At 67.8% G+C, this 18,547-nt stretch carries 16 protein-coding genes; 6 read left to right on the top strand and 10 right to left on the bottom strand.

All coding sequences use genetic code 11. From position 1 onward, the window contains the following. Nucleotides 1-2: 2 nt before the first annotated feature. Nucleotides 3-1,166 (bottom strand): pyruvate dehydrogenase (acetyl-transferring) E1 component subunit alpha, encoded by a 1,164-nt coding sequence (pdhA, locus tag FB475_RS14360; protein WP_141856234.1) that lies wholly within the window; start codon nt 1,164-1,166, stop codon nt 3-5. A 503-nt stretch (nt 1,167-1,669) separates the two neighbouring features. Between pdhA and FB475_RS14365 the strand changes: the two genes are divergently transcribed. Both FB475_RS14365 and FB475_RS14370 read left to right on the top strand, forming a co-directional pair. Then, nucleotides 1,670-2,611: an EamA family transporter gene (locus tag FB475_RS14365; RefSeq protein WP_141856236.1), complete on the top strand. Its 942-nt coding sequence runs from the start codon at nt 1,670-1,672 to the stop codon at nt 2,609-2,611. A gap of 412 nt (nt 2,612-3,023) precedes the next feature. Next, on the top strand, nt 3,024-3,623 hold the full coding sequence (locus FB475_RS14370) for a hypothetical protein (protein WP_141856238.1): 600 nt from the start codon (nt 3,024-3,026) through the stop codon (nt 3,621-3,623). Between the two features lie 1,289 nt (nt 3,624-4,912). Here the strand turns inward: FB475_RS14370 and hisC are convergent. After that, nucleotides 4,913-6,001, bottom strand: a complete 1,089-nt coding sequence (gene hisC / locus FB475_RS14375) for a histidinol-phosphate transaminase (protein WP_141856240.1) — start codon at nt 5,999-6,001, stop codon at nt 4,913-4,915. Nucleotides 6,002-6,156: 155 nt separating this feature from the next. Between hisC and FB475_RS14380 the strand changes: the two genes are divergently transcribed. Beyond that, complete coding sequence (locus FB475_RS14380) at nt 6,157-7,029, top strand: dimethylarginine dimethylaminohydrolase family protein (RefSeq protein WP_141856242.1); 873 nt, start codon at nt 6,157-6,159, stop codon at nt 7,027-7,029. Between the two features lie 17 nt (nt 7,030-7,046). On the opposite strand, the gene FB475_RS14385 is transcribed toward FB475_RS14380, so the two are convergent. Together FB475_RS14385 and FB475_RS14390 are read right to left on the bottom strand one after the other, a co-directional pair. Further along, nucleotides 7,047-7,661, bottom strand: a complete 615-nt coding sequence (locus FB475_RS14385) for an S-layer protein (RefSeq protein ID WP_141856244.1) — start codon at nt 7,659-7,661, stop codon at nt 7,047-7,049. Between the two features lie 18 nt (nt 7,662-7,679). Next, nucleotides 7,680-9,350: a phage tail tip lysozyme gene (locus FB475_RS14390; protein WP_185759252.1), complete on the bottom strand. Its 1,671-nt coding sequence runs from the start codon at nt 9,348-9,350 to the stop codon at nt 7,680-7,682. A 337-nt stretch (nt 9,351-9,687) separates the two neighbouring features. On the opposite strand from FB475_RS14390, the gene FB475_RS37570 reads away from it, so the two are divergent. From FB475_RS37570 to FB475_RS14400, 3 genes are all read left to right on the top strand, one after another. Next, nucleotides 9,688-9,951: a hypothetical protein gene (locus FB475_RS37570; RefSeq protein ID WP_202878345.1), complete on the top strand. Its 264-nt coding sequence runs from the start codon at nt 9,688-9,690 to the stop codon at nt 9,949-9,951. Next, nucleotides 9,948-10,775 carry a transposase gene (locus FB475_RS14395; protein WP_238332283.1) on the top strand — a complete coding sequence of 276 codons (828 nt, stop codon included), beginning with the start codon at nt 9,948-9,950 and terminating at the stop codon, nt 10,773-10,775. Before FB475_RS37570 ends, FB475_RS14395 begins: the two co-directional genes overlap by 4 nt. An 85-nt stretch (nt 10,776-10,860) precedes the next feature. Continuing rightward, complete coding sequence (locus tag FB475_RS14400; protein WP_141856249.1) at nt 10,861-11,529, top strand: GntR family transcriptional regulator; 669 nt, start codon at nt 10,861-10,863, stop codon at nt 11,527-11,529. Between the two features lie 18 nt (nt 11,530-11,547). On the opposite strand, the gene FB475_RS14405 is transcribed toward FB475_RS14400, so the two are convergent. The 6 genes from FB475_RS14405 to FB475_RS14430 are packed head-to-tail and all read right to left on the bottom strand — an operon-like array spanning nt 11,548 to nt 18,545. Then, nucleotides 11,548-13,587, bottom strand: a complete 2,040-nt coding sequence (locus FB475_RS14405; protein ID WP_141856251.1) for a glucosidase family protein — start codon at nt 13,585-13,587, stop codon at nt 11,548-11,550. Continuing rightward, complete coding sequence (locus FB475_RS14410; RefSeq protein WP_141856253.1) at nt 13,584-14,798, bottom strand: enolase C-terminal domain-like protein; 1,215 nt, start codon at nt 14,796-14,798, stop codon at nt 13,584-13,586. The genes FB475_RS14405 and FB475_RS14410 overlap by 4 nt, the downstream gene beginning before the upstream one ends. Continuing rightward, a complete protein-coding gene (locus FB475_RS14415) occupies nt 14,795-15,520 on the bottom strand; it encodes an SDR family NAD(P)-dependent oxidoreductase (RefSeq protein WP_238332141.1) in 726 nt (241 codons plus the stop codon). The genes FB475_RS14410 and FB475_RS14415 overlap by 4 nt, the downstream gene beginning before the upstream one ends. Nucleotides 15,521-15,548: 28 nt before the next feature. Then, the gene (locus tag FB475_RS14420) at nt 15,549-16,358 is read right to left on the bottom strand and encodes a carbohydrate ABC transporter permease (RefSeq protein ID WP_141856257.1); all 810 of its coding nucleotides are present in this window, start codon (nt 16,356-16,358) and stop codon (nt 15,549-15,551) included. Further along, complete coding sequence (locus FB475_RS14425; protein ID WP_238332142.1) at nt 16,345-17,271, bottom strand: carbohydrate ABC transporter permease; 927 nt, start codon at nt 17,269-17,271, stop codon at nt 16,345-16,347. The genes FB475_RS14420 and FB475_RS14425 overlap by 14 nt, the downstream gene beginning before the upstream one ends. Next, on the bottom strand, nt 17,268-18,545 hold the full coding sequence (locus tag FB475_RS14430; protein WP_141856261.1) for an ABC transporter substrate-binding protein: 1,278 nt from the start codon (nt 18,543-18,545) through the stop codon (nt 17,268-17,270). Before FB475_RS14430 ends, FB475_RS14425 begins: the two co-directional genes overlap by 4 nt. Nucleotides 18,546-18,547 lie beyond the last annotated feature (2 nt).

The following is an 18,547-nucleotide window of genomic DNA, read 5'->3' on the forward strand; positions in this document are numbered from 1 at the left end:
GCTCAGCCCTCGCCTTCGAACGAAGCCGCGTACGCCACGTACTGGTCGCGTTGCTCGGCCAGTTGCGGCGTCTCGTCGACGTACACGTTCTGGAAGAAGTCGGTGAGCACCGGGTCCGGCAGCGCGAGACAGCCGGCCCGCAGCTCGGCCGCGATCTTGTCGCCCTCGGCGTCGACCTCGTCGAAGAAGTCGTGGTCGACCCCCGCGTGCCGGGCCAGGTACGCGTGCACGCGCTCGATCGGGTCCTTGAGCTTCCAGTGCTCGAGGTCCTCGCTGAGCCGGTACTTGGTCGGGTCGTCGGAGGTGGTGTGGGCGCCCATCCGGTACGTGTACGCCTCGATCAGCGACGGCCCGCTGCCCTCGCGGGCGCGCTTCAGGGCCTGCTGAGTGACGGCGTACGTCGCGAGTACGTCGTTGCCGTCGACGCGGACGCCCGGGAAGCCGAAGCCCGCCGCGCGCTGGTACAGCGGGATCCGGGTCTGCCGGTCGATCGGCTCCGAGATGGCCCACTGGTTGTTCTGGCAGAAGAAGACGACCGGGGCGTTGAACACCGAGGCCCAGATGAACGCCTCGTTGACGTCACCCTGGCTGCTCGCGCCGTCACCGAAGTACGCGATCGTGGCCTCGCCGTTGTCCGGGTCGCCGACCGCGTGGTCGCGCTGCTGGCCCATCGCGTACCCGGTCGCGTGCAGCGTCTGCGCGCCGATCACGATCGTGTACAGATGGAAGTTGTTGTCCTTCGGGTCCCATGCGCCCTGGTCGACCCCGCGGAACAGGCCGAGCAGGTTCAGCGGGTTGACCCCCTGGCACCAGGCGACACCGTGTTCCCGATACGTCGGGAAGACCATGTCCTTCTTGTTCAGGGCCCGGCCGGAGCCGATCTGCGCCGCTTCCTGGCCGAGCAGGGACGCCCACAGGCCGAGCTCACCCTGGCGCTGCAGGGCGGTCGCCTCGGTATCGATCCGGCGTACCAGGACCATGTCCCGATAGAAGCCCTTGATCGTCTCGTCGTCGAGATCGAACGAGTAGTCCGGGTGCTCGACGCGCTCACCTTCGGGCGTCAGCAGCTGGACGAACTCGACCTCTTCGGAGGCCTGGGGCGGACTGACCGGCGCCTCGTGGGGCGCGAACACTTCCGGGACAGGGCCCGGCACCGACTCACTCACATGCACTCCTCGGGTTCGAGCGCGGGATCGCCGCGACCGCAACGGTGCACGCGGTCCACCGGCTGTTGCCGGGTGAGGCTTCGCAGGCAGGTCCGCGTGGTTCCAGGGGTTGATGCACTGTTGGCAGTGGACCTCCTCACTGGTCTCACTCCCATCTTGCCGGACACCGTACAGACCAGGTGCCTGATCCGCTAACTGTCTGGACTCCGGCGGGTACGGCGGTACCGAAAACGGTCCTGCGGTGAGACACCAGTCCAACCACTGGTCCTATCGGTGCGCTCATATTACAGATTATTCGGGTGCCGACGGAACCTGTCACAAGTTGGTCTCGATCAAGGAGGTGCCTACGCGGCGGCACGGGTGCCCGGCGGGGGATCGGCGTGTGGAGCTGGCGGGAAACGGTGGGTTGCTGGCCGGATCTTGCTTGCGCGCCGCTGCGCGCGGGCCCTAGCGTAAGTATCGTTCATGTAAGACACCCCTGACAGACTCGAGGAGGGTTCGCAATGGCGGCGTCTGCCCCCGCCGGAGTGGTCGAGACCGGTTCCCGGCCGGCCTCCGGCGCGATGATCTGGACCGCGCTCGGGGTGGTGTACGTCGTCTGGGGTTCGACGTACCTGGCGATCCGGGTCGTGGTCGAGGCGCAGATCCCGCCGATGCTCGGGATGGCAGCCCGCTTCCTGACCGCCGCCGTACTGATGGCGGCCGGCCTCGCCCTGAAGTCGGGCTGGCGGCGGCTGCGGATCACCCGCCGCGAGGCGCTCGGCGCGGCCGCGGTCGGCATCATGCTCCTTGCTTTCGGCAACGGCGCCGTAGCGGTCGCCGAGCAGACCGTTCCCTCGGGTCTGGCGGCGCTGCTGGTGGCCGCCGTACCACTGTGGCTGATGCTGCTGCGGGTCGGCGGCGGCGAGCGACCACGAGCGCTGACCTGGGTCGGCGTACTGATCGGGTTCGGCGGCGCGGCGCTGCTGTCGCTGTCGGGCGGTAATACGAGTGCGAAGCCGTGGTCCGTCGCGATCCTCGTCGTCGGCACGATCTGCTGGGCCACCGGTTCGCGGTACGCGCCGCGGCTCGGCCTGCCGCGTGACCCGCTGGTGACGGCGCTCTACGAAATGGTCTTCGGTGGTACGGCGATGGTGCTGATCGGCGTACTGCGGGGCGAACCGGGGCGGTTGCACCTCGACCGGATCCACGGCAGCGGGTGGTTCGGGCTCGCGTACCTCGTGGTGTTCGGGTCGCTGCTGGCGTACACGGCGTACTCGTATCTGCTCGCGAACGCGCCGATCTCGCTGGTCGGGACGTACGCGTACGTGAACCCGGCGGTCGCGGTGTTCCTCGGGTGGCTGATCCTGAGCGAGAGCCTGACCTGGCAGATCCTGCTCGGCGGCGCGGTGATCATCGTCGGGGTGGCGCTCGTCGTCAGTTCGGAACGGCGGCGGAGTCAGTAGCACTCATCAAAGGAAAGACCCGGGCCCAAGGGACCCGGGTCTCCCACCGCTGCCGATGCGCGCGGCAGCGGGTCTGGCTGCCGGTCGCGCCCTGCCCCGAAAAAACACGGCACGAAACTCCGGCAATGGTTCCAAATTGTTCCGACGAATCGTGCTATTGCCAATTCGGCAGCCACCGAGCCCACCGAAACAATCTTCAGATTCACCGGGCCCATCCGTCACCCGCGCTGACTCAACGACGCATCTGCGGCCTGGTTACGGGCACTTCTGTCTCAACTTCCGCTCGCCCACATTGCTGTTTCATCAGGCATCCGACTGCCGCAGATAGTTGACAAAAAAGGTTGTAACCGGGTGTGCCAGGCGTCGTTACCACTAAGACGAATCCGTCAAACCCGAAAGGAAACCTGGCAAAATGCAGGTAACTCGCAAGATCGTCATCGCAGCTGCGGCGGCGACCGTTGCCACCCTTGGTGTCGCGAGCTTCGCGGGCGCCAACATGCTCGACGACGCGCAGAAGAAGGCGCAGGGCACGGGCCTCGCTGACTCGGTGTCGGCAGTCAGCCAGCAGGGCTACGGCAAGGACCACGCCCGCTGGTGGGGCGTCCACAAGGACGGCTCGCTGGTCGCCATCGACGACAACAACCTCGGCCCGTTCCAGGCTTGCCACAACTTCGGTTCCGGCACTGGCATCGGCGGCAACGTGCCGGCCGAGGACATCACCGGCATCGTTGGCTGGGGCAACGACGGCAACAGCGTGACCGCCGTCAAGACCTGCGAGCAGGGCAACGAGCAGAACAACCGCAAGTGGTACAAGGCTGACGGCCACGGCGTTGTCTCCGTGAGCCGCAACAACGTCGGCCCGTGGCAGGTCTGCCACAACGAGATCTCGGCGACCGGCATCGGCGGCAACGTCCCGCTGACGAACCCGGTTGGGATCCTGGGTCTGGACAACGACGGCAACTCCGTCGACTCGCTCAAGACCTGCGAGCAGGACTCCACGCAGAACAACTGACCCTCCCTGGTCAGTGATGCAGGACCCGAACCAGCCACCTCGGTGGGTTGACTGATTCGGCGCAACACCCGCAACACCGCGGCGCCGGGAGCAAGCCTCACTCCTCCCGGCGCCGCATCTTTTATGTCCACCACCAACCTCCGCCTGCCGGCTAGACGCCCCCGGGTACTGCGCAGTCGACCCGTCGTGCCGGTCAGCCGACCCACGCGGCGCTGGTCAGCCGACCCACGCCTGCTGGTCAGTCGACCCACGCCTGCTACGCGGCCGCTAGCCTCGTCGCTCCGCTCCTCAGACGCGGCCACTCCGCACGCTCCCACCCACCCCGGGCTCGCGCCCGGAAGATCAGCTTCCGGCTGGCGCCGGGCCGTTTCCGGCTGGCGCCGGGTTCTCCCGGCTTCCGCCGGGGGTGTTCGGCTACCGCCGGGGGTGTTCGGCTACCGCCGGGGGCCTTCCGGCTTCGCCGGGTTCTTCCGGCTACCGCCGGGGGTTCCGGCTACCGCCGGGGTTTGCCGGCTGCCGCCGGCGAGTTGCGGGCTGGGGCCCGCGAGCGACTGCCAGGTGTCCCGCCTCGGCTTAAACTGCTGTCAACGGCACGGACCCGGGTATCCCGTAAGGCGACGGTCGTCCCCCACCTCCGAGCCGCTCCGGACCACCCTCCGGCATCAACCGTTCCCGCCACGGGCCGTGCTTCGGCCCACGCCCTCGGACGCCCCAACACACCTCGGCATCGCCAGGCACTTCATCCAAGTGCCTGGGATGAGCACTCGCACGCGAGCAGCTCACAACGGTCGGCAGCGACGACAGGCGGACGCCCGCAACTCACGGCAGATGGATGCACGCGAAGCCACGCGCTCAGTAGCCACCGACGAACCTTGAGGCGCGCAGCACGCGCGGGACGAACCACACGCCCGGTCACCACCATCCACCCAGAGGCTCCCACCAAGCACTCGGAGGCAGGCGCGAGTGCGCAACTCACGGGGTCGGCGGGATCATTCGCGCAGTACGCGGGGCAACCACACGCGCCCGCTCACCACCAGCCGCTTCACTCCGAGCCCGCGCCAAGCACTCACCCGCGAGCGACAGCTCGCAAAACGCCGGCGGCAGCCGGCAGTACGCGGGCGGCAGCCCGCGCAACGCACGGGTGGGTGGGAGCGGGCGGAGCGACCGCAGTGAGGAGCGTAGCGACGAACTAAGCGGGCGCGCAGCACGCGCGGGACGTCACACGCCCCCGGTCACCACCAGCCGTCTCAGCCGCGGCCCAGTAAGCAGTACGCAAGTGGCGCGGGGAGCTAGTGCTGCTGGTGGGGCCAGGTTCGGGCTACGGTGAGGAAGAGGTTGTTGGCTTCGGGTTCGCCGATGGTTACTCGGACGCCGTCGCCGGGGAAGGGGCGGACTGAGACGCCTTCGGCTTGGACGGCTTCGGCGAACTTGACGGTGTCGTCGCCCAGGTCGAGCCAGACGAAGTTGGTCTGGGTTTCGGGGACGTTCCAACCGGCCGCCTGTAGTTCGCTGACGACCCGCTCGCGCTCCTCCACCAGGGCATCGACGCGTTCGAGTAGTTCGTTCTCGACGGAGAGCGATGCGATCGCGGCCGCCTGGGCGACGTGGCTGACGCCGAACGGAAGCGCGCACTTGCGGATCGCGCCGACGGCCTCCGGATGGCCGATCGCGTACCCGACGCGGAATCCGGCCAGGCCGTACGCCTTCGAGAACGTCCGGAGTACCAGCACGTTCGGGCGGTCGCGGTACAGCTCGACGCCGTCGACGACGTCGGGCTCCCGGACGAATTCGCGGTACGCCTCGTCCACCACGACCAGCACATTGGACGGTACGGCGTCGAGGAACGCGATCAGCTCGTCCCGTCGTACCACCGGGCCTGTCGGGTTGTTCGGCGTACAGACCAGCACGACCTTCGTACGATCGGTGATCGCCGCCTCCATCGCCTTGAAGTCGTGGCGGGCGTCCGCGGTCAGCGGGACCTGGACCGAGGTGGCGCCGGTCAGCTGGACCGCGATCGGGTACGCCTCGAACGAGCGCCACGCGTACACGACCTCGTCGCCGTCCGCGACCGTCGCCTGCAGCAGGTGGTAAAGCAGGGCGACCGATCCGGTACCGACCGCGAGGTCGCTCACCGGTACGCCGAACCGGTCCGAGAGCGCCTCGAGCAGGTCGACCGCGCCCATGTCCGGGTAGCGGTTCATCTGCGCGGCGGCCTCGGTCGCGGCGGCCAGTACCCCGGGAAGCGGCGGGTACGGGTTCTCGTTGCTGGACAGCTTGTACGTCGGGCGTCCGTCCGAGCGCTCCGGCGGACGGCCCGGCTTGTAAGCCGCGACATCGTCCAGGCAGGCGCGAAAGCGAACCTCGTTGTCAGGGGTCATGCCCGCAGGTTAGTCCTTACACCAGCCCGGAACCAGCCTCTCCGGAGCGACCTCGCGCACAGCGTTTGACTCCGGATACTCCCGGCCTCAAACTGACTGATTGTCGGACAATCAGGGGATCTTGCAATCAGATCTCAACGGTCAGGGAGGGTGTCATGGGTCAGCCGCTGGAGTGGGGGCGTCGCTATCTGATGGTCCGGCCGGACCACTTCCGGATCGACTACGTGATCAACCCGTACATGTCGACGCAGGACCAGCCGGACCCCGCGCTGACGCTCAAGCAGTGGGAGTCGCTGAGGCAGGCGATCGTGGACGCCGGCGGCGAGGTCGAGGTACTGGAGCAGCGCGCGGACTCGCCGGACATGGTGTACGCGATGAACCTCGGGCTGGCGGCCGCGGACGGGCGCGCGATGCTCTCGCACATGCGGTTCGAGCCGCGCCGGAAGGAGTCGCTGAGCGCGGCGGACTGGTTCACCGGGCACGGGTTCCGGCTGGACCGCGTCGGCGGCGAGGGCGTCGGGCCCCACTTCGAGTCCGGGGACGCGTTCGTGTTCGGTGACAGCCTGGTTGTCGGATACGGGCCGCGGACGGACGGAGAGGCGCTGAAGCACCTGGCGACCGAGTGGGACATCCGGGTCCGGGGGCTGCGGATCGCGCACGAGGGGATGTACCACCTCGATCTGCCGTTCTGCCCGGTGGACAGCACGCACGCGATGGTCTACCCGCCGGCCTTCGACGCCGCGAGTCAGGCGGAGCTGTCCGGGATCGTGCCGGATCCGATCGTGCTGACCGACGAGGAGGCGTTCGCGTTCTCGGCGAACTCGATCGTTGTCGGCGAGACGATCATCATGCCGGCGTGCTCGCCTCGCCTGCACGAGATCCTCACCGGCCTCGGTCTGCGGGTGGTCGTCCTGGACCTCTCCGAGTTCCACAAGGGCGGCGGCTCGGCGCGCTGCCTCACCAACCCCCTGGACTTCCCGCTGGCCGCCATCACCACCCCCGGCGGCGAGCTCATCCTCCCCGCCTGACAGGTGCCGGCGGGGGGTTACTTGCCGGTGGTCCAGATTATGTCGAGGGTGGTGGGGTTCCAGCCGTAGCCTTGGATCCATTGGAGGGCTTTGGTTTTGCCTTGGGGGCCGTAGACCTCGATGGCCAGGGAGATGGCTTCGGGGTTGTTCGGGTCGGACTTGGAGGGGGCCTGGGAGGCCTCGAAGCCGTCGCCGACGTACGGGAGGTAGGCCAGGACCGGGTACTTGGCGCGCAGCCGGTCGACCATCTCGTCGTAGTTCTTGCCGGCTTCGTGTTCGAGCTCCAGCTCCTGCTCGGGGTTGCGCTGCGCCCACTCGCGACCTTCGGGGCCGTTCGCGTACAGGTACATTTTGTAGTTGAGCGCCTTGCCGGAGATGTCGATCGTCTGGGTGTAGCTCTGGAACCCGGGCCGCGAGCCTTCCAGCGTGTGCTTGCCGGACTTGACGTTGACCTCGCCGTTCGCCGGGATCTCGTGGCCGTCGAGCCGCAGCGTCAGGTCGTTCGGGATCGACATCACCGTGAGCTTGGTGTTCGAGCCGCCGCGGAACAGCAGGACGCCACCGACCACGACGAGGACCACCACCAGTACGACGGCGCCGAACCTCAACAGTCCGCGGTTCTCCTCAAGCATTGCTCATCCCGTCCTTGCTCAGTTCTTCGGCGTCGTCGTCGGCGTGGTCCCGCCCTTGACCCGGAACACCCAGAACCCGTCCGGGCCGACACCGTACAGGTTGTCAGCTGTCGGGACGTGCTGGCCGAGGGATCCGGCCGCGGAGTTCCACCCACCACCATCGCCCCAGGGGCCGACGTACAGATAGGTGTGTCCCGGTCCGTTCAAGATGTCACCCGGCTTGTACCCGCCCGGTGGCTCGTTTTCCCAGTGGTCGTACTTCTCCGGGTGGTCGAGCATGTACTGCCGCTGGGTCGGGGTGTAGACCTGTGGGAAGTTCGGGTCGGCGCCGCTCATCCGCACCACCGTCGCGACGAACCGCCCACAGTCGGAGTACGGGTCGTCGAGCGACCGCCAGTTGTCCTTCGTGACGCCGTCGTACTTCTCGATCGCCGCGACGTACTCCGGCTTCGCCTCACTCGGGTCGACGCTCCAGTGCGCCTTCGGGCCTTGCGGCCAGGCGAGGTTCTTCGCGACCTCGGCGATGTTCCCGCTGCCCGCGCCGCACGGGTCCACCGGGGCCGAGGCGTCCTTCGGATCGGTCGCGCCGCCGCCGAACGTCGACAGCACGTGCCGCGCGTTCGCCTCGCGCTCGGCGTACGTCGGCGCGTTCGGGTCCTCGTGGCCGCCGAACCGCTCGTACTTGTCGGCGAAGACGTGCGCCGCGTCCTCGACCGTCGTGGCCGCCTTGAGGGCGTCACCGGCCGCCTTCTCCGGGGAGGACGTCTGGCCGAGGAGCTGTCTGTGCAGGAAGTCCAACTGGAACGCCAGCGAGGCGATCTGGTCGTCACTGGCGCCCGCGGTCCGCGACGGCTTGATCATCTTGCCGGGCGGGGTCCACTGCACGATGCCCCAGCCGACGTTGCCGGGGGCGTCCACCACGTCCGCCGGTTTGGTCACGGTGCCGGGCGGGGTGCCCTGCTTCCGGCCAGGCTCGACGCCGGACTCGGCGATCATGTTGCCGACCACGCCCGCCGCCTGCTCCTTGGTGTAGCCCTGGGAGACGAAGTAATTGAAGGCCTTCTGCTGGTTGTTCGCACCCGACAGGTCGCCGCCGGGGCAGCCGCAGGCATTACTGCTGTCGTCACCGGTGTCCTGGACAACGAACGGGTTCGTGTCCATGTGCGCGTTCTCGAGGTGGCCCTCGCCGTCCTTGTCGAGCCAGATCTCGAGGTGGAGGTGCGCGCCGGTCAGTCCGGGCGGGTCCTCGTCGCCGGAACCGGAAGTGGCGATCTGGTCGCCCTTCTTGACGGTCTTGCCGTTGCTGACCAGGACGTCCTTGAGGTACTTGTAGTGCGCCTCGGCCCCTTCTCCGAGCTTGAGCACGATCTCGTTCTTCGCGACCGAGGAGACGGTGCCGTCGGCAACCGCGTAGACCTTGCTGCCCTCGTCGACCTTGAAGTCCATCCCGGAGTGGCTGTTGCCGGTGTCCGGGTCGGGATCGGCCCAGTCCTGGGAGATCTCGTGCTTGTCGGTCGGCCACGCGAACGAGGCCGAGTCGGCGCCGTTCGCCGGAGACATGGTGCAGGCCGCCGCCTCGGCGTTGATGTTCATCAACGAGCCCAGCAGGAACACGAGAGCGAGCGCGAGCGCAAAGGCCAGCAGAAACGGTGCCGCGAGGAGCGGCAGCAGTTTCTTGGCACCATCCACGGTCTGCTCCTCACAGGCTCGAGTGGCTTCCGCGCCGGTCCACGGAAGGGGCGACCACGTGAGGAAAATGGTGCCCGAAAACCGGGTCATCGTGTCGGGAGTTATCCACATGGATGATGGGTTCGCTGGCCGGATGACTCAGTTATCCACCGTCACCGGCAACAGGGGTTGACTTCGGGCTGATCCGTCTCCGGCCGGCGAGCTGCACGCACCGGCCGGACGGAACGTGACCTGATAGGAGCCTGTCGCAGAGGCCCGTCCATGTGCTGTCCGCCCGGACCGGCGGTGCGTGCCGTCCCGTGTCGGTTCGCACAACGGAAGGACGGCTGTCTCTACGATGACAGACCCGATCGGCGTTACTCACTTCGACATCACCGACATCGCCGGATCAGGCGAAGTCGTCGGCGGGGTCGACACCCACTTAGACACCCACACCGCCGCCTGCCTGGATCACCTCGGCCGACTGCTTGCCCATGCCCAGTTCCCGGCCACCAACGCCGGGGAGAAGCAGCTACTGACCTGGCTGAGGGGTTTCGGCGACCTTGCCGTGGTCGGGTCGAGGGCACCGGCAGCTACGGCGCCGGCCTCGCCCGGCTGCTGACCTCCGAACACGTCCGGGTGGTGGAGGTGTCACGACCGAACCGGCAGAACCGCCGCCGCCGCGGCAAGTCCGACCCGATCGACGCTGAGGCCGCCGCCCGAGCGGTCCTGGCCGGCACCGCGACCGGCACACCGAAGACCCGTACGGGGATCGTGGAGTCCATTCGCGTCGTGCGTACCACCCGCTCCGGCGCGATCAAGGCCCGGACCGCCGCCATCAACACCTTGCGCCAGCTCGTCACCACCGCGCCGGAACCACTACGCGGACAACTCGCCGGCCTCACCACCGACCAACTCATCCACGCCACCTCCGCACTACGCCCCACCACCGATCTGACCGACCCGGTCCAAGCCACCAAGACCGCGCTGCGCCGCCTCGCCCGCCGCTGCCAGCACCTGACCGAGGAAGTCACCGACGCCGACACCCAACTGCGCACTCTCACCCACCAGGCCGCACCGGCCCTGCTCGAACGCTGCGGCCTCGGCCCCGAAACAGCAGGCCAACTCCTCACCACCGCCGGCGACAACCCCCACCGACTGCACAGCAACGCCGCCTTCGCGGCCGTCTGCGGGGCATCTCCGGTTCCCGTCGCCTCCGGCCGCACCCACCGCGTCCGCCTTAACCGCGGCGGCGACCGCCAAGCCAACACCGCCCTGCACACCATCGTCTTGGTCCGCATGCGCCACCACCAGCCCACCCGCGCCTACGTCGCCCGCCGACGCGCCGAAGGCAAAACCACCAAAGAAGTCATCCGCTGCCTCAAACGCAACCTCTGCCGCGAACTCCTACCCCTCATCACCCAAGCGCTCACAACCCAGACTTGACGGCTCCGGGTCTATAGGAGCATCAGGCCGGCCGCCGGGGCGGGGCGGGCGCGACAACCGGCCGGGTCTGGACGAGAATCCTCCCATGTACGAACGGCTGCGGGTGGACCGCTCGACCACGGTGGACCGGGTGGTCGACGCGCTGCGTGCCGCCATGTTCGCGGGCGACCTGGAACCGGGTACGCCGCTGCGCGAGCAGCCGCTGGCCGAGGCGCTGGGGGTCGCGCGGAGCACGATCCGCGAGGCGATGACGATGCTGGTCACCGAGGGGCTCGCGGTCCGCGAGCCGAACAAGGGCGTCAGCGTCGCGATCCTGCACCCCGAGGCGGTGGCCGACATCTGCCGGGCCCGGTTCGTCCTGGAGTCAGCGGGCATCCGCGCCTGGTTCGACGCCGACGAGGCGGCCCGGGAGCGGGTCCGCGAGGCGATGCGGGTGTTCGCCGCGACCGCCAAGGACGGCGCCGACCCGGAGGCGCTGACCGAGACCCATCTGGCCATCCACCGCAGCCTGGTCGCGCTGACCGGTAGCGAGCGGCTGATCGCGACCGCCGACTCGGTCACCAGTGAGGCCCGGCTCGCGCTGGCCCGGGTGGACGCGCTGCGGCAGGACGCGCGCCAGCAGGTCGCCTCCCACCGCAAGCTCATCCGGCTGCTCGAACGCGGCGAGCTGGACGAGTGCGTCGACGAGCTCCGGCGGCACCTCGCCGGCGCCGAGGAGTCGCTCCTCGAGGCCATCGCGATGCCGCCGGGCTGACCAGCAGTACCGTCAGACCTACCGTCGGACCAGCCCGTCCGCGGTCACGTCGTACGTCCGGGAACCGACTCGGAGGCCGGTCAGGCGGGCGTTGGGGTCGAGCTGGGCGAGCTGTGGATTCGCGGTGACGGTCCCGTCGAGGGCTACCTCGATGCCGAAGATGCCTTCCAGGACCAGGCTGACCCATGCGCCGGAGGACGAGCAGGACCAGTCGATCAGGTACGGGAACTGTGACGGCGCCTTCGCCGCGCCACCTGCCATCGGGGGCTGCGCCTCCTCGACGAAGTGCGCTTGACCGCACGGCCCCTGGTTCGCGGTCTTCGCAAGACCGGGCAGCCAGTCCAGCAGTACGTCGCCACGCCCGAGCGCGAACAATGCGCGCCCCGCGTCGGCCGGCCACGCCGGGTACGCGCCGTTCCACTGGTGGTCCGGGCGGACGCTGTACGAGGCGTCCGCGTCGTACGGCGACAGTGCCCGCATCCAGGTAGGTGTCTGCAGCTCCTGCTGGAAGAACGTGACCATCTCCGCGCGCTGCGACTCGGACATGTCGTCCGGGATCGTCGTACCGACGATGTTGAAGTCGTAGCAGTGCCGTACCGGTACGAGCGTGCCGTCCGGTTGCCGGGCGTTCCAGAAGCCCTTGCCGTCCACGTACAGCTCGTTGACGTGCCCTGCCTGCGCAGACGCCTCCTTGCGCAGTAGCGCCGCACGGTCCGAGTCACCCGACCGGTCTGCGATCTCAGCGGCCACCCTCATGCACCAGACGTTGGCGGCGTTGAAGCTCGCCACCTCGTGCACATAGCTGCTCACACACTCCAGCAGGTTGTCGATGCCGCCGTAGTCTGCCAGAGCGTGCTCACCACGCAGCCCGCGCCAGGCGGTCGCCCAATCGTTTACGTGCTCCCCCACCGCCTTCGGGCCAACCGCGGCGTCCAGGAACGCGTCGTCGCCGGTGAAACGGACGTAGTCACGCACCAGGCGAGTCATGGCGAAGTCGTTGACGGAGTACCAGTAGCCGACCGGTCCGCCGGTCAGCCACTCGGTGCCGAAGTGCTTGTGGATGTCGAGGTCGATCCAGTGCTCGATGTGCTTGCGCATCGGCTCGGGGTCGAGCAGCGCATGCGTCAGCGAGGACAGGCTGTAGTCCCAGATGAACGTCGTGGTCTGCCAGTACCGCGGCATCAACGTGTCGTACGTCCGCCCGAGTACGCTCGCCGGGTTGTCACGACGGAACCAGATCACGCCGAGGACGCCCCACCAGTACAGCTTCCGCAGCGCCTCGTTGGACGTCTCGAGCACTGGCAGCGATCCGCTGAAGCCCTCGCTGGACGGGTCGAAGGCGTCGGCGATCGCCACGTCCCACATGCTCTCCGCGACCGAGATCACCGCCGGTACGTCGGCCACGCACACGTCGAAGTGCTCCGTGGCCTCCTCCAACGTTCCTGCCAGCACATGTACATACGACAGTCGCGCCTGCCCGGCGCGGTCCAGGACAACTGTGGCCTCGAGCATCCCCCTGTCCACAGTGCTGGGTACGTCGAGGCCTTGCACGCTGACGGCGGATTTGGACGCCCCAGTGCCGACAACGCGACTGTCTACAACTGTCAGCGTATTGGGCTCGGACGGGGGCTCCGGGCGCAACCATCCGGTCGACGAACGGGTCGCAGTACTTGCCAACGAAAGCCCAACCTGAACCGATCGACCCGGTTGCCCAGCAATGTCCAGTTGTACGACCACGGCTGGTCTGCCCGGGGCGCAGGCGGTGGTGGTGCGTACCTCCAGCCCGTCGACTGTGGTCGAGCGGATCACGCGGTCCGGGCGCCACACGACCTCGACGGTGCCACCGTACGAGCGGGCCAGGCGGCCGTCGACGTACAGCTGGCCGGTGATCGTGTCGCCGTGCGAGTACGGCGGGAAGTTCACGCTGCGGATCGCGACCACGTCGTGGTCGACCTGGGCGGTGCCGAGGAAGTTCGTCAGCCCCGGCGGGTTGAACATGTCGTCGTACGAGTGCGTGAGGACGTCGCTCGCCAGGTCGGCGGAACGCGGGATCGTCATGACGGGTCTGCCCAATCGGTGTTCGGTAGCAGCGGGTACCAGTCCGGGCGGGCCGGATCGCGGTCGTACGGGTAGGGGCCGAGTTCGCGGAACAGTTCGGCGTACTCGGCGAGCTTGTCGCGGTCCAGTTCGACGCCGAGTCCGGGCGCGTCCGGGACCGCGATCGCGCCGTCGACGTACGGAAGCTTGCCGCCGGCAATGATGTCGTCGCGCAGATGGTGGTAGTGCGCATCCGCGGCGAACGACAGGTTGGGAACCACCGCACCGAGGTGCAGCATGGTCGCGAGCTGGATACCGAGCTCGCCCGAGGAGTGCACCGCGACGCCGAGCTGGAACGTCTCGCAGACGCCGGCCGCCTTGATACACGGACGGATCCCGCCCCAGAACGTGGTGTCGAGCAGGATCACGTCGACGGCCGGGTCGAGAACATTCGCGGCGAGTTGCTCGAAGTTCACCACGACGGTGTTGGTGGCGAGCGGGATCGGCGTGTTCTGGCGGACCCGGCGCATCCCGTTCAGTCCCCAGGTGGGGTCCTCGAGGTAGTCGTTGTCGAGGTCCTCGATACCGCGCGCGAACCGGATCGCCTCCTCGACGCTGAAGGCGCCGTTCGGATCGAACCGCACGCGATGCCCCGGGAACGCCTCCGCCAGCGCGCGGAAACACTCGCGCTCGTAGTCCGGCGGGAAAACGCCACCCTTCAGCTTGTGCACGCTGAATCCGTGCTCGTCGACCAGCGAACGCGCATGCGCGACCAGCTGCTCGGCGGTGCGGATCTCACCGGTACCGTCGTCCGCCGGATGCCGGAAGAACAGGTAGCTGGCGAACGGTACCCGGTTCCTGACCTTGCCGCCGAGCAACGCGTGCACGGGTACGCCGAGCTCACGGCCCTGCAGGTCCAGGCAGGCGAATTCAATTGCCGCTAGCAACTGAGTTCGGTTGTTGTACAGGCTCGCGGTCGGGTTGGCGAGCATCCAGCGCAACGCCTCGGTCCGGGCCGGGTCGTGGCCGACCAGGTACTCCTTCAGCCCGGCGACCGCGGCCTCGGCGCTCTGTCCGCCGCCGCCCATCTCGCCCAGCCCGATCAGCCCGTTGTCGGCCTCGACCTCCACGACGGTCCGCACGAAGCGTCCCCAGTGCGCCCCGTTGCTGTGCCGCAGCGGCGCCTCCAGCGGCATCGTCACCGTGGTCGCGCGGACGTCGACGATCTTCACTTCCGGCCCTCCGGCAGTACGACGGGAAGCCCCGCGGTCAGCCCACCGTCGACCTTGACGTCGGCGCCGGTGACGAACGACGCGGCCGGTGAGGACAGGAAGTAGATGACCTCGGCAACTTCTCCCGGCGTCGCGACCCGGCCGAGCGGATGCGACCGGCCCCACTCGGCGACCACCTCGTCGGTCGATCGCCCGTTGCCGAACTGCGCGGCCGACGTCCGCAGCATGGGTGTGTCCACCGACCCCGGGCAAACGGCGTTCACCCGGATGCCATCGGCGGCGTGGTCCACAGCCATCGCGCGGACGAGGCTCAACAGCGCGCCCTTGCCCATCGAGTACGCGGCGACGCTCGTCTGCGCGGCGTACGCCTGCACGGACGCCACCACCACGACACTCCCGCCGCGAGGAAGTTTCGGGACGAACGCCTGGCAGGCGAAGAACACGCCGCCGACATTGACGGCCATCACCTCGTCGTAGACGGCGGCGGGCGTATCGACAACAGTTCCGTAGCGCTGGACGCCCGCGGCACAGACAAGGGCGTCCACTTCGCCGATCTCTTCCGCGGCGGCTGCCAGCGCGGCCCGGTCGGCAACGTCTACCTGCAGGCCGGTGACCTGTCCATCGAGTGCAGAGATCTCGCGATCAAGGACGACAACGTGGTCGCCGGCGGCGAGGAAGCGCTCCACGGCACCGCGCCCGATGCCGGCGGCACCACCTGTCACGACGACTGTTCTTGGCATATGTGTCCTCTCAGAACTGACCCAGGGCGAGGCCCCGGGAGAAGAAGCGTTGGGCGGCGAGGAACAGGATGACGGTGGGGAGCGAGACGAGCAGGCCGCCGGCGAGGACGGTCGGCAGCGCGGCGCCGCCGTACGTGCTCTGCAGGCCGGTGAGGGCCGGCATGATTGGGCGGACCGAGTCGGACTGGCTCAGCGTGAGGCCGAGCAGCAGGTCGTTCCAGACGAAGGTGGCCTGCAGGATGAAGATCGCGGCCAGCGCCGAACCCGCCATCGGCAGGTAGATGCTGCGGAAGATCCGGAACAGCCCGCCGCCGTCGACCACCGCGGCCTCGAACACGCTACGCGCGATCCCAGTGAAGAAGTTCCGCATCACGAACGCCGAGAACGGCACGCTGATCGCGGTGTACACGACGATCATCCCAATCCGGGTGTCGTACAGCCCGGAGTTCGCGTACCCGGAGAACAGCGGCATCAGGATCATTTGCAGCGGAAATATCGTCCCGCCGAAGATGAACACGAACCACAGGAACCCACGCTTCAGTTTCAGTACGACGATCGCGTATCCGGCGGCCGCGCCGACCAGGACCGCGAGCACCGGCGCGATCACGCTGTACATCGTCGTCGACACCAACGTGTCGCTGAGCGCCGCCTTGCTCCACGCGTCCCCGAAGTTCGCGAACAGGTCGAACCCCGCCGGCTTCCAGACGGTCTTCGCGTCGTAACCGTCGACGGACTTCGACGCATTGACGACCAACAGATAAACGGGTGCCAGCCACAACAGACCGAGCACGATCAGCACCGCGGTCTTAACCCTGCTCACGGGCATCCCCCAACTGGTAGCGCAGGTACAGGATCGACGCGGCGAACGTCACCAGGCTCAGGAACAGCGCGATCGCCGCGCCCTGGCCGTAGTCGTTCAGCACGAACGTCTCCTTGTACATGGACAGCGCGAGGGTCTCCGACGACGTACCCGGCCCACCTTGGGTCATCACCCACACCACGTCGAACGTCTTCAGACTGCCGACGATCGACAAGCCGACAACCACCGTGGTGATCGGACGCAGTTGTGGCCAGAGATGAAAGCGGAAGAGCTTGAAGCCGTCGGCACCGTCCAAACGCGCGGCCTCGAGCGGTTCGCTCGGAATCGATTGGAGGCCTACGACGAACAGCAGGGCGTTGACGCCGGCGGCCTGCCAGGTGACGGCGATGATCATCATGATCGTGTTGCCGGGGCCTGCCTGCAGCCAGCCGGTGTGGGCACCCGGGAGCCCGAAGAACCCGAGTGCCTGACCCAGTGCGCCGTCCGGCTGCAGTACGAAGCCCCAGATGACGCCGACGGCCACACCGGAGATCGCGTACGGCAGCAGGAACGGCAGCCGCAACCAGGTGCCCCACTTGTGCCCGTACGTCAGCACCGCGACGAGCAGGCCGAGCGCGACCGGCAGCGTGACCATGCCGACCACCCACAGCAGCGTGTTGACCAGCGCCCCGACCAGGTCGGGGTCGCTGAACATCGCCTTGTAGTTCGCCAGCCCGGACCACACCGGTGACGCGAGCCCGTCGTAGGAGGTGAAGCTGACGTACGTCGTCCACAGGAACGGGAGGTACAGCAGCAGCGCGACGACAGCTACCGCGGGCAGTCCGAACAGCGGTGCCGCCCGGGCACCGGTCCGGTCCGGGCGTTGACTCCGCGCCCGGACCTTGACCGGTGACCGCTCGATCGTGGAGGTCACTTCTGCTTGGCCCAGTACGCGTCCGCCTCGGCCTGGATCTTCTGCAGGCCCGGCATCGGGTCACCCGGCTTGGTCACGAACGCGCCGAACACCTCCAGCGCCTTGTTGGCCACCGGCACCGGCGTCGCCTCGAACCACCGGTTGATCAGCCGGTACCCGTCGCCGCCGACGTCCTTGTTGAGCGCCGCCAGCCCCGGGTCCTTGATCTCGGCCTTCGGGTTGAACGACAGGTCGCCGCGCGAGTTCGCCCAGGCGGTCTGCGCCTGCGGCGTGACCCACCAGTCGGTCCACTTCTTCACCGTCGACGCGTGATCGCTCGCCGCGGCCGAGCAGACCGGCCCGGTCTCGAAGATCATCGAGGTCTTGGGCAGCGCGGGGTTCACGTTCGGGATGATGAAGAAGTCGTAGTCGGTGCCGGCCTTCATCTTCAGCGTGTTCAGGTTGCCGCTGAACCAGGTGCCGAAGTTCTCCATCGCGACGTCGCCGTTCTTCAGCTGCGCCTGCGGCTCGGTCTTCGAGCCCGGGTCGCTGAAGTAGCCGGCGTCGATCATCTTCTTCCACTCGTTCATCACGTCGACGACACCCTGGTCGGTGTACTTCGCCTTACCGGTGGCGAGTGCGTCGTACAGGTCGGGGTCCTTGCCCGCGAGCAGGGTCTCGAACCAGACGAACGAGAACAGGATGTTGGTCTGGTAGAACGGCTTCACGCCGATCGCCTTGACCTTGTCGGCGACCTTCAGCAGATCGGCCCAGGTCTTCGGGGTCTCGGTGATCCCGGCCTTCTTGAAGACGGCCTTGTTGTAGTACATCACCCAGTAGCCGGCGTTCAGCGGTACGCAGTACTGCTTGCCGTCGAAGGTGAAGTACTGCTTGAGCTGTTCCGGGATGTTGCCGTCAGCAACAGCCTTGGTCCACTGGTCGGTGGTCTCGGCAACGAGCTTCTGGTCCACCAGATCCTGAAGTTCCTTGCCGGTGTGCCAGGTGAACAGGTCGGCCTTCTCCTTGGTCCGGAACGAGGACCGGATGAACGCGGTGTACGTGTTCGAGTCGGAGTACCCGACCGGTTCCATGCCGACGCCGATATCCTTCTTGCTGGCCGCGCCGACCTGGGTGAACGCGTCCTTCCAGCCGCCCTTGTCGTTGTAGAACTTCAGCGAGTCGACCGGCTTGTCCTCGCCCTTCTTCGGCGCGGCGGCACCACCACCGCCGCCACAGGCGGACAGAGCCAGCGCTCCGGCCACGGCCAACGCCGTCAGCGCTTTCCGGTGAATCATGG

It is taken from the genome of Kribbella jejuensis, assembly GCF_006715085.1.
In the GTDB taxonomy this organism is placed as follows: domain Bacteria; phylum Actinomycetota; class Actinomycetes; order Propionibacteriales; family Kribbellaceae; genus Kribbella; species Kribbella jejuensis.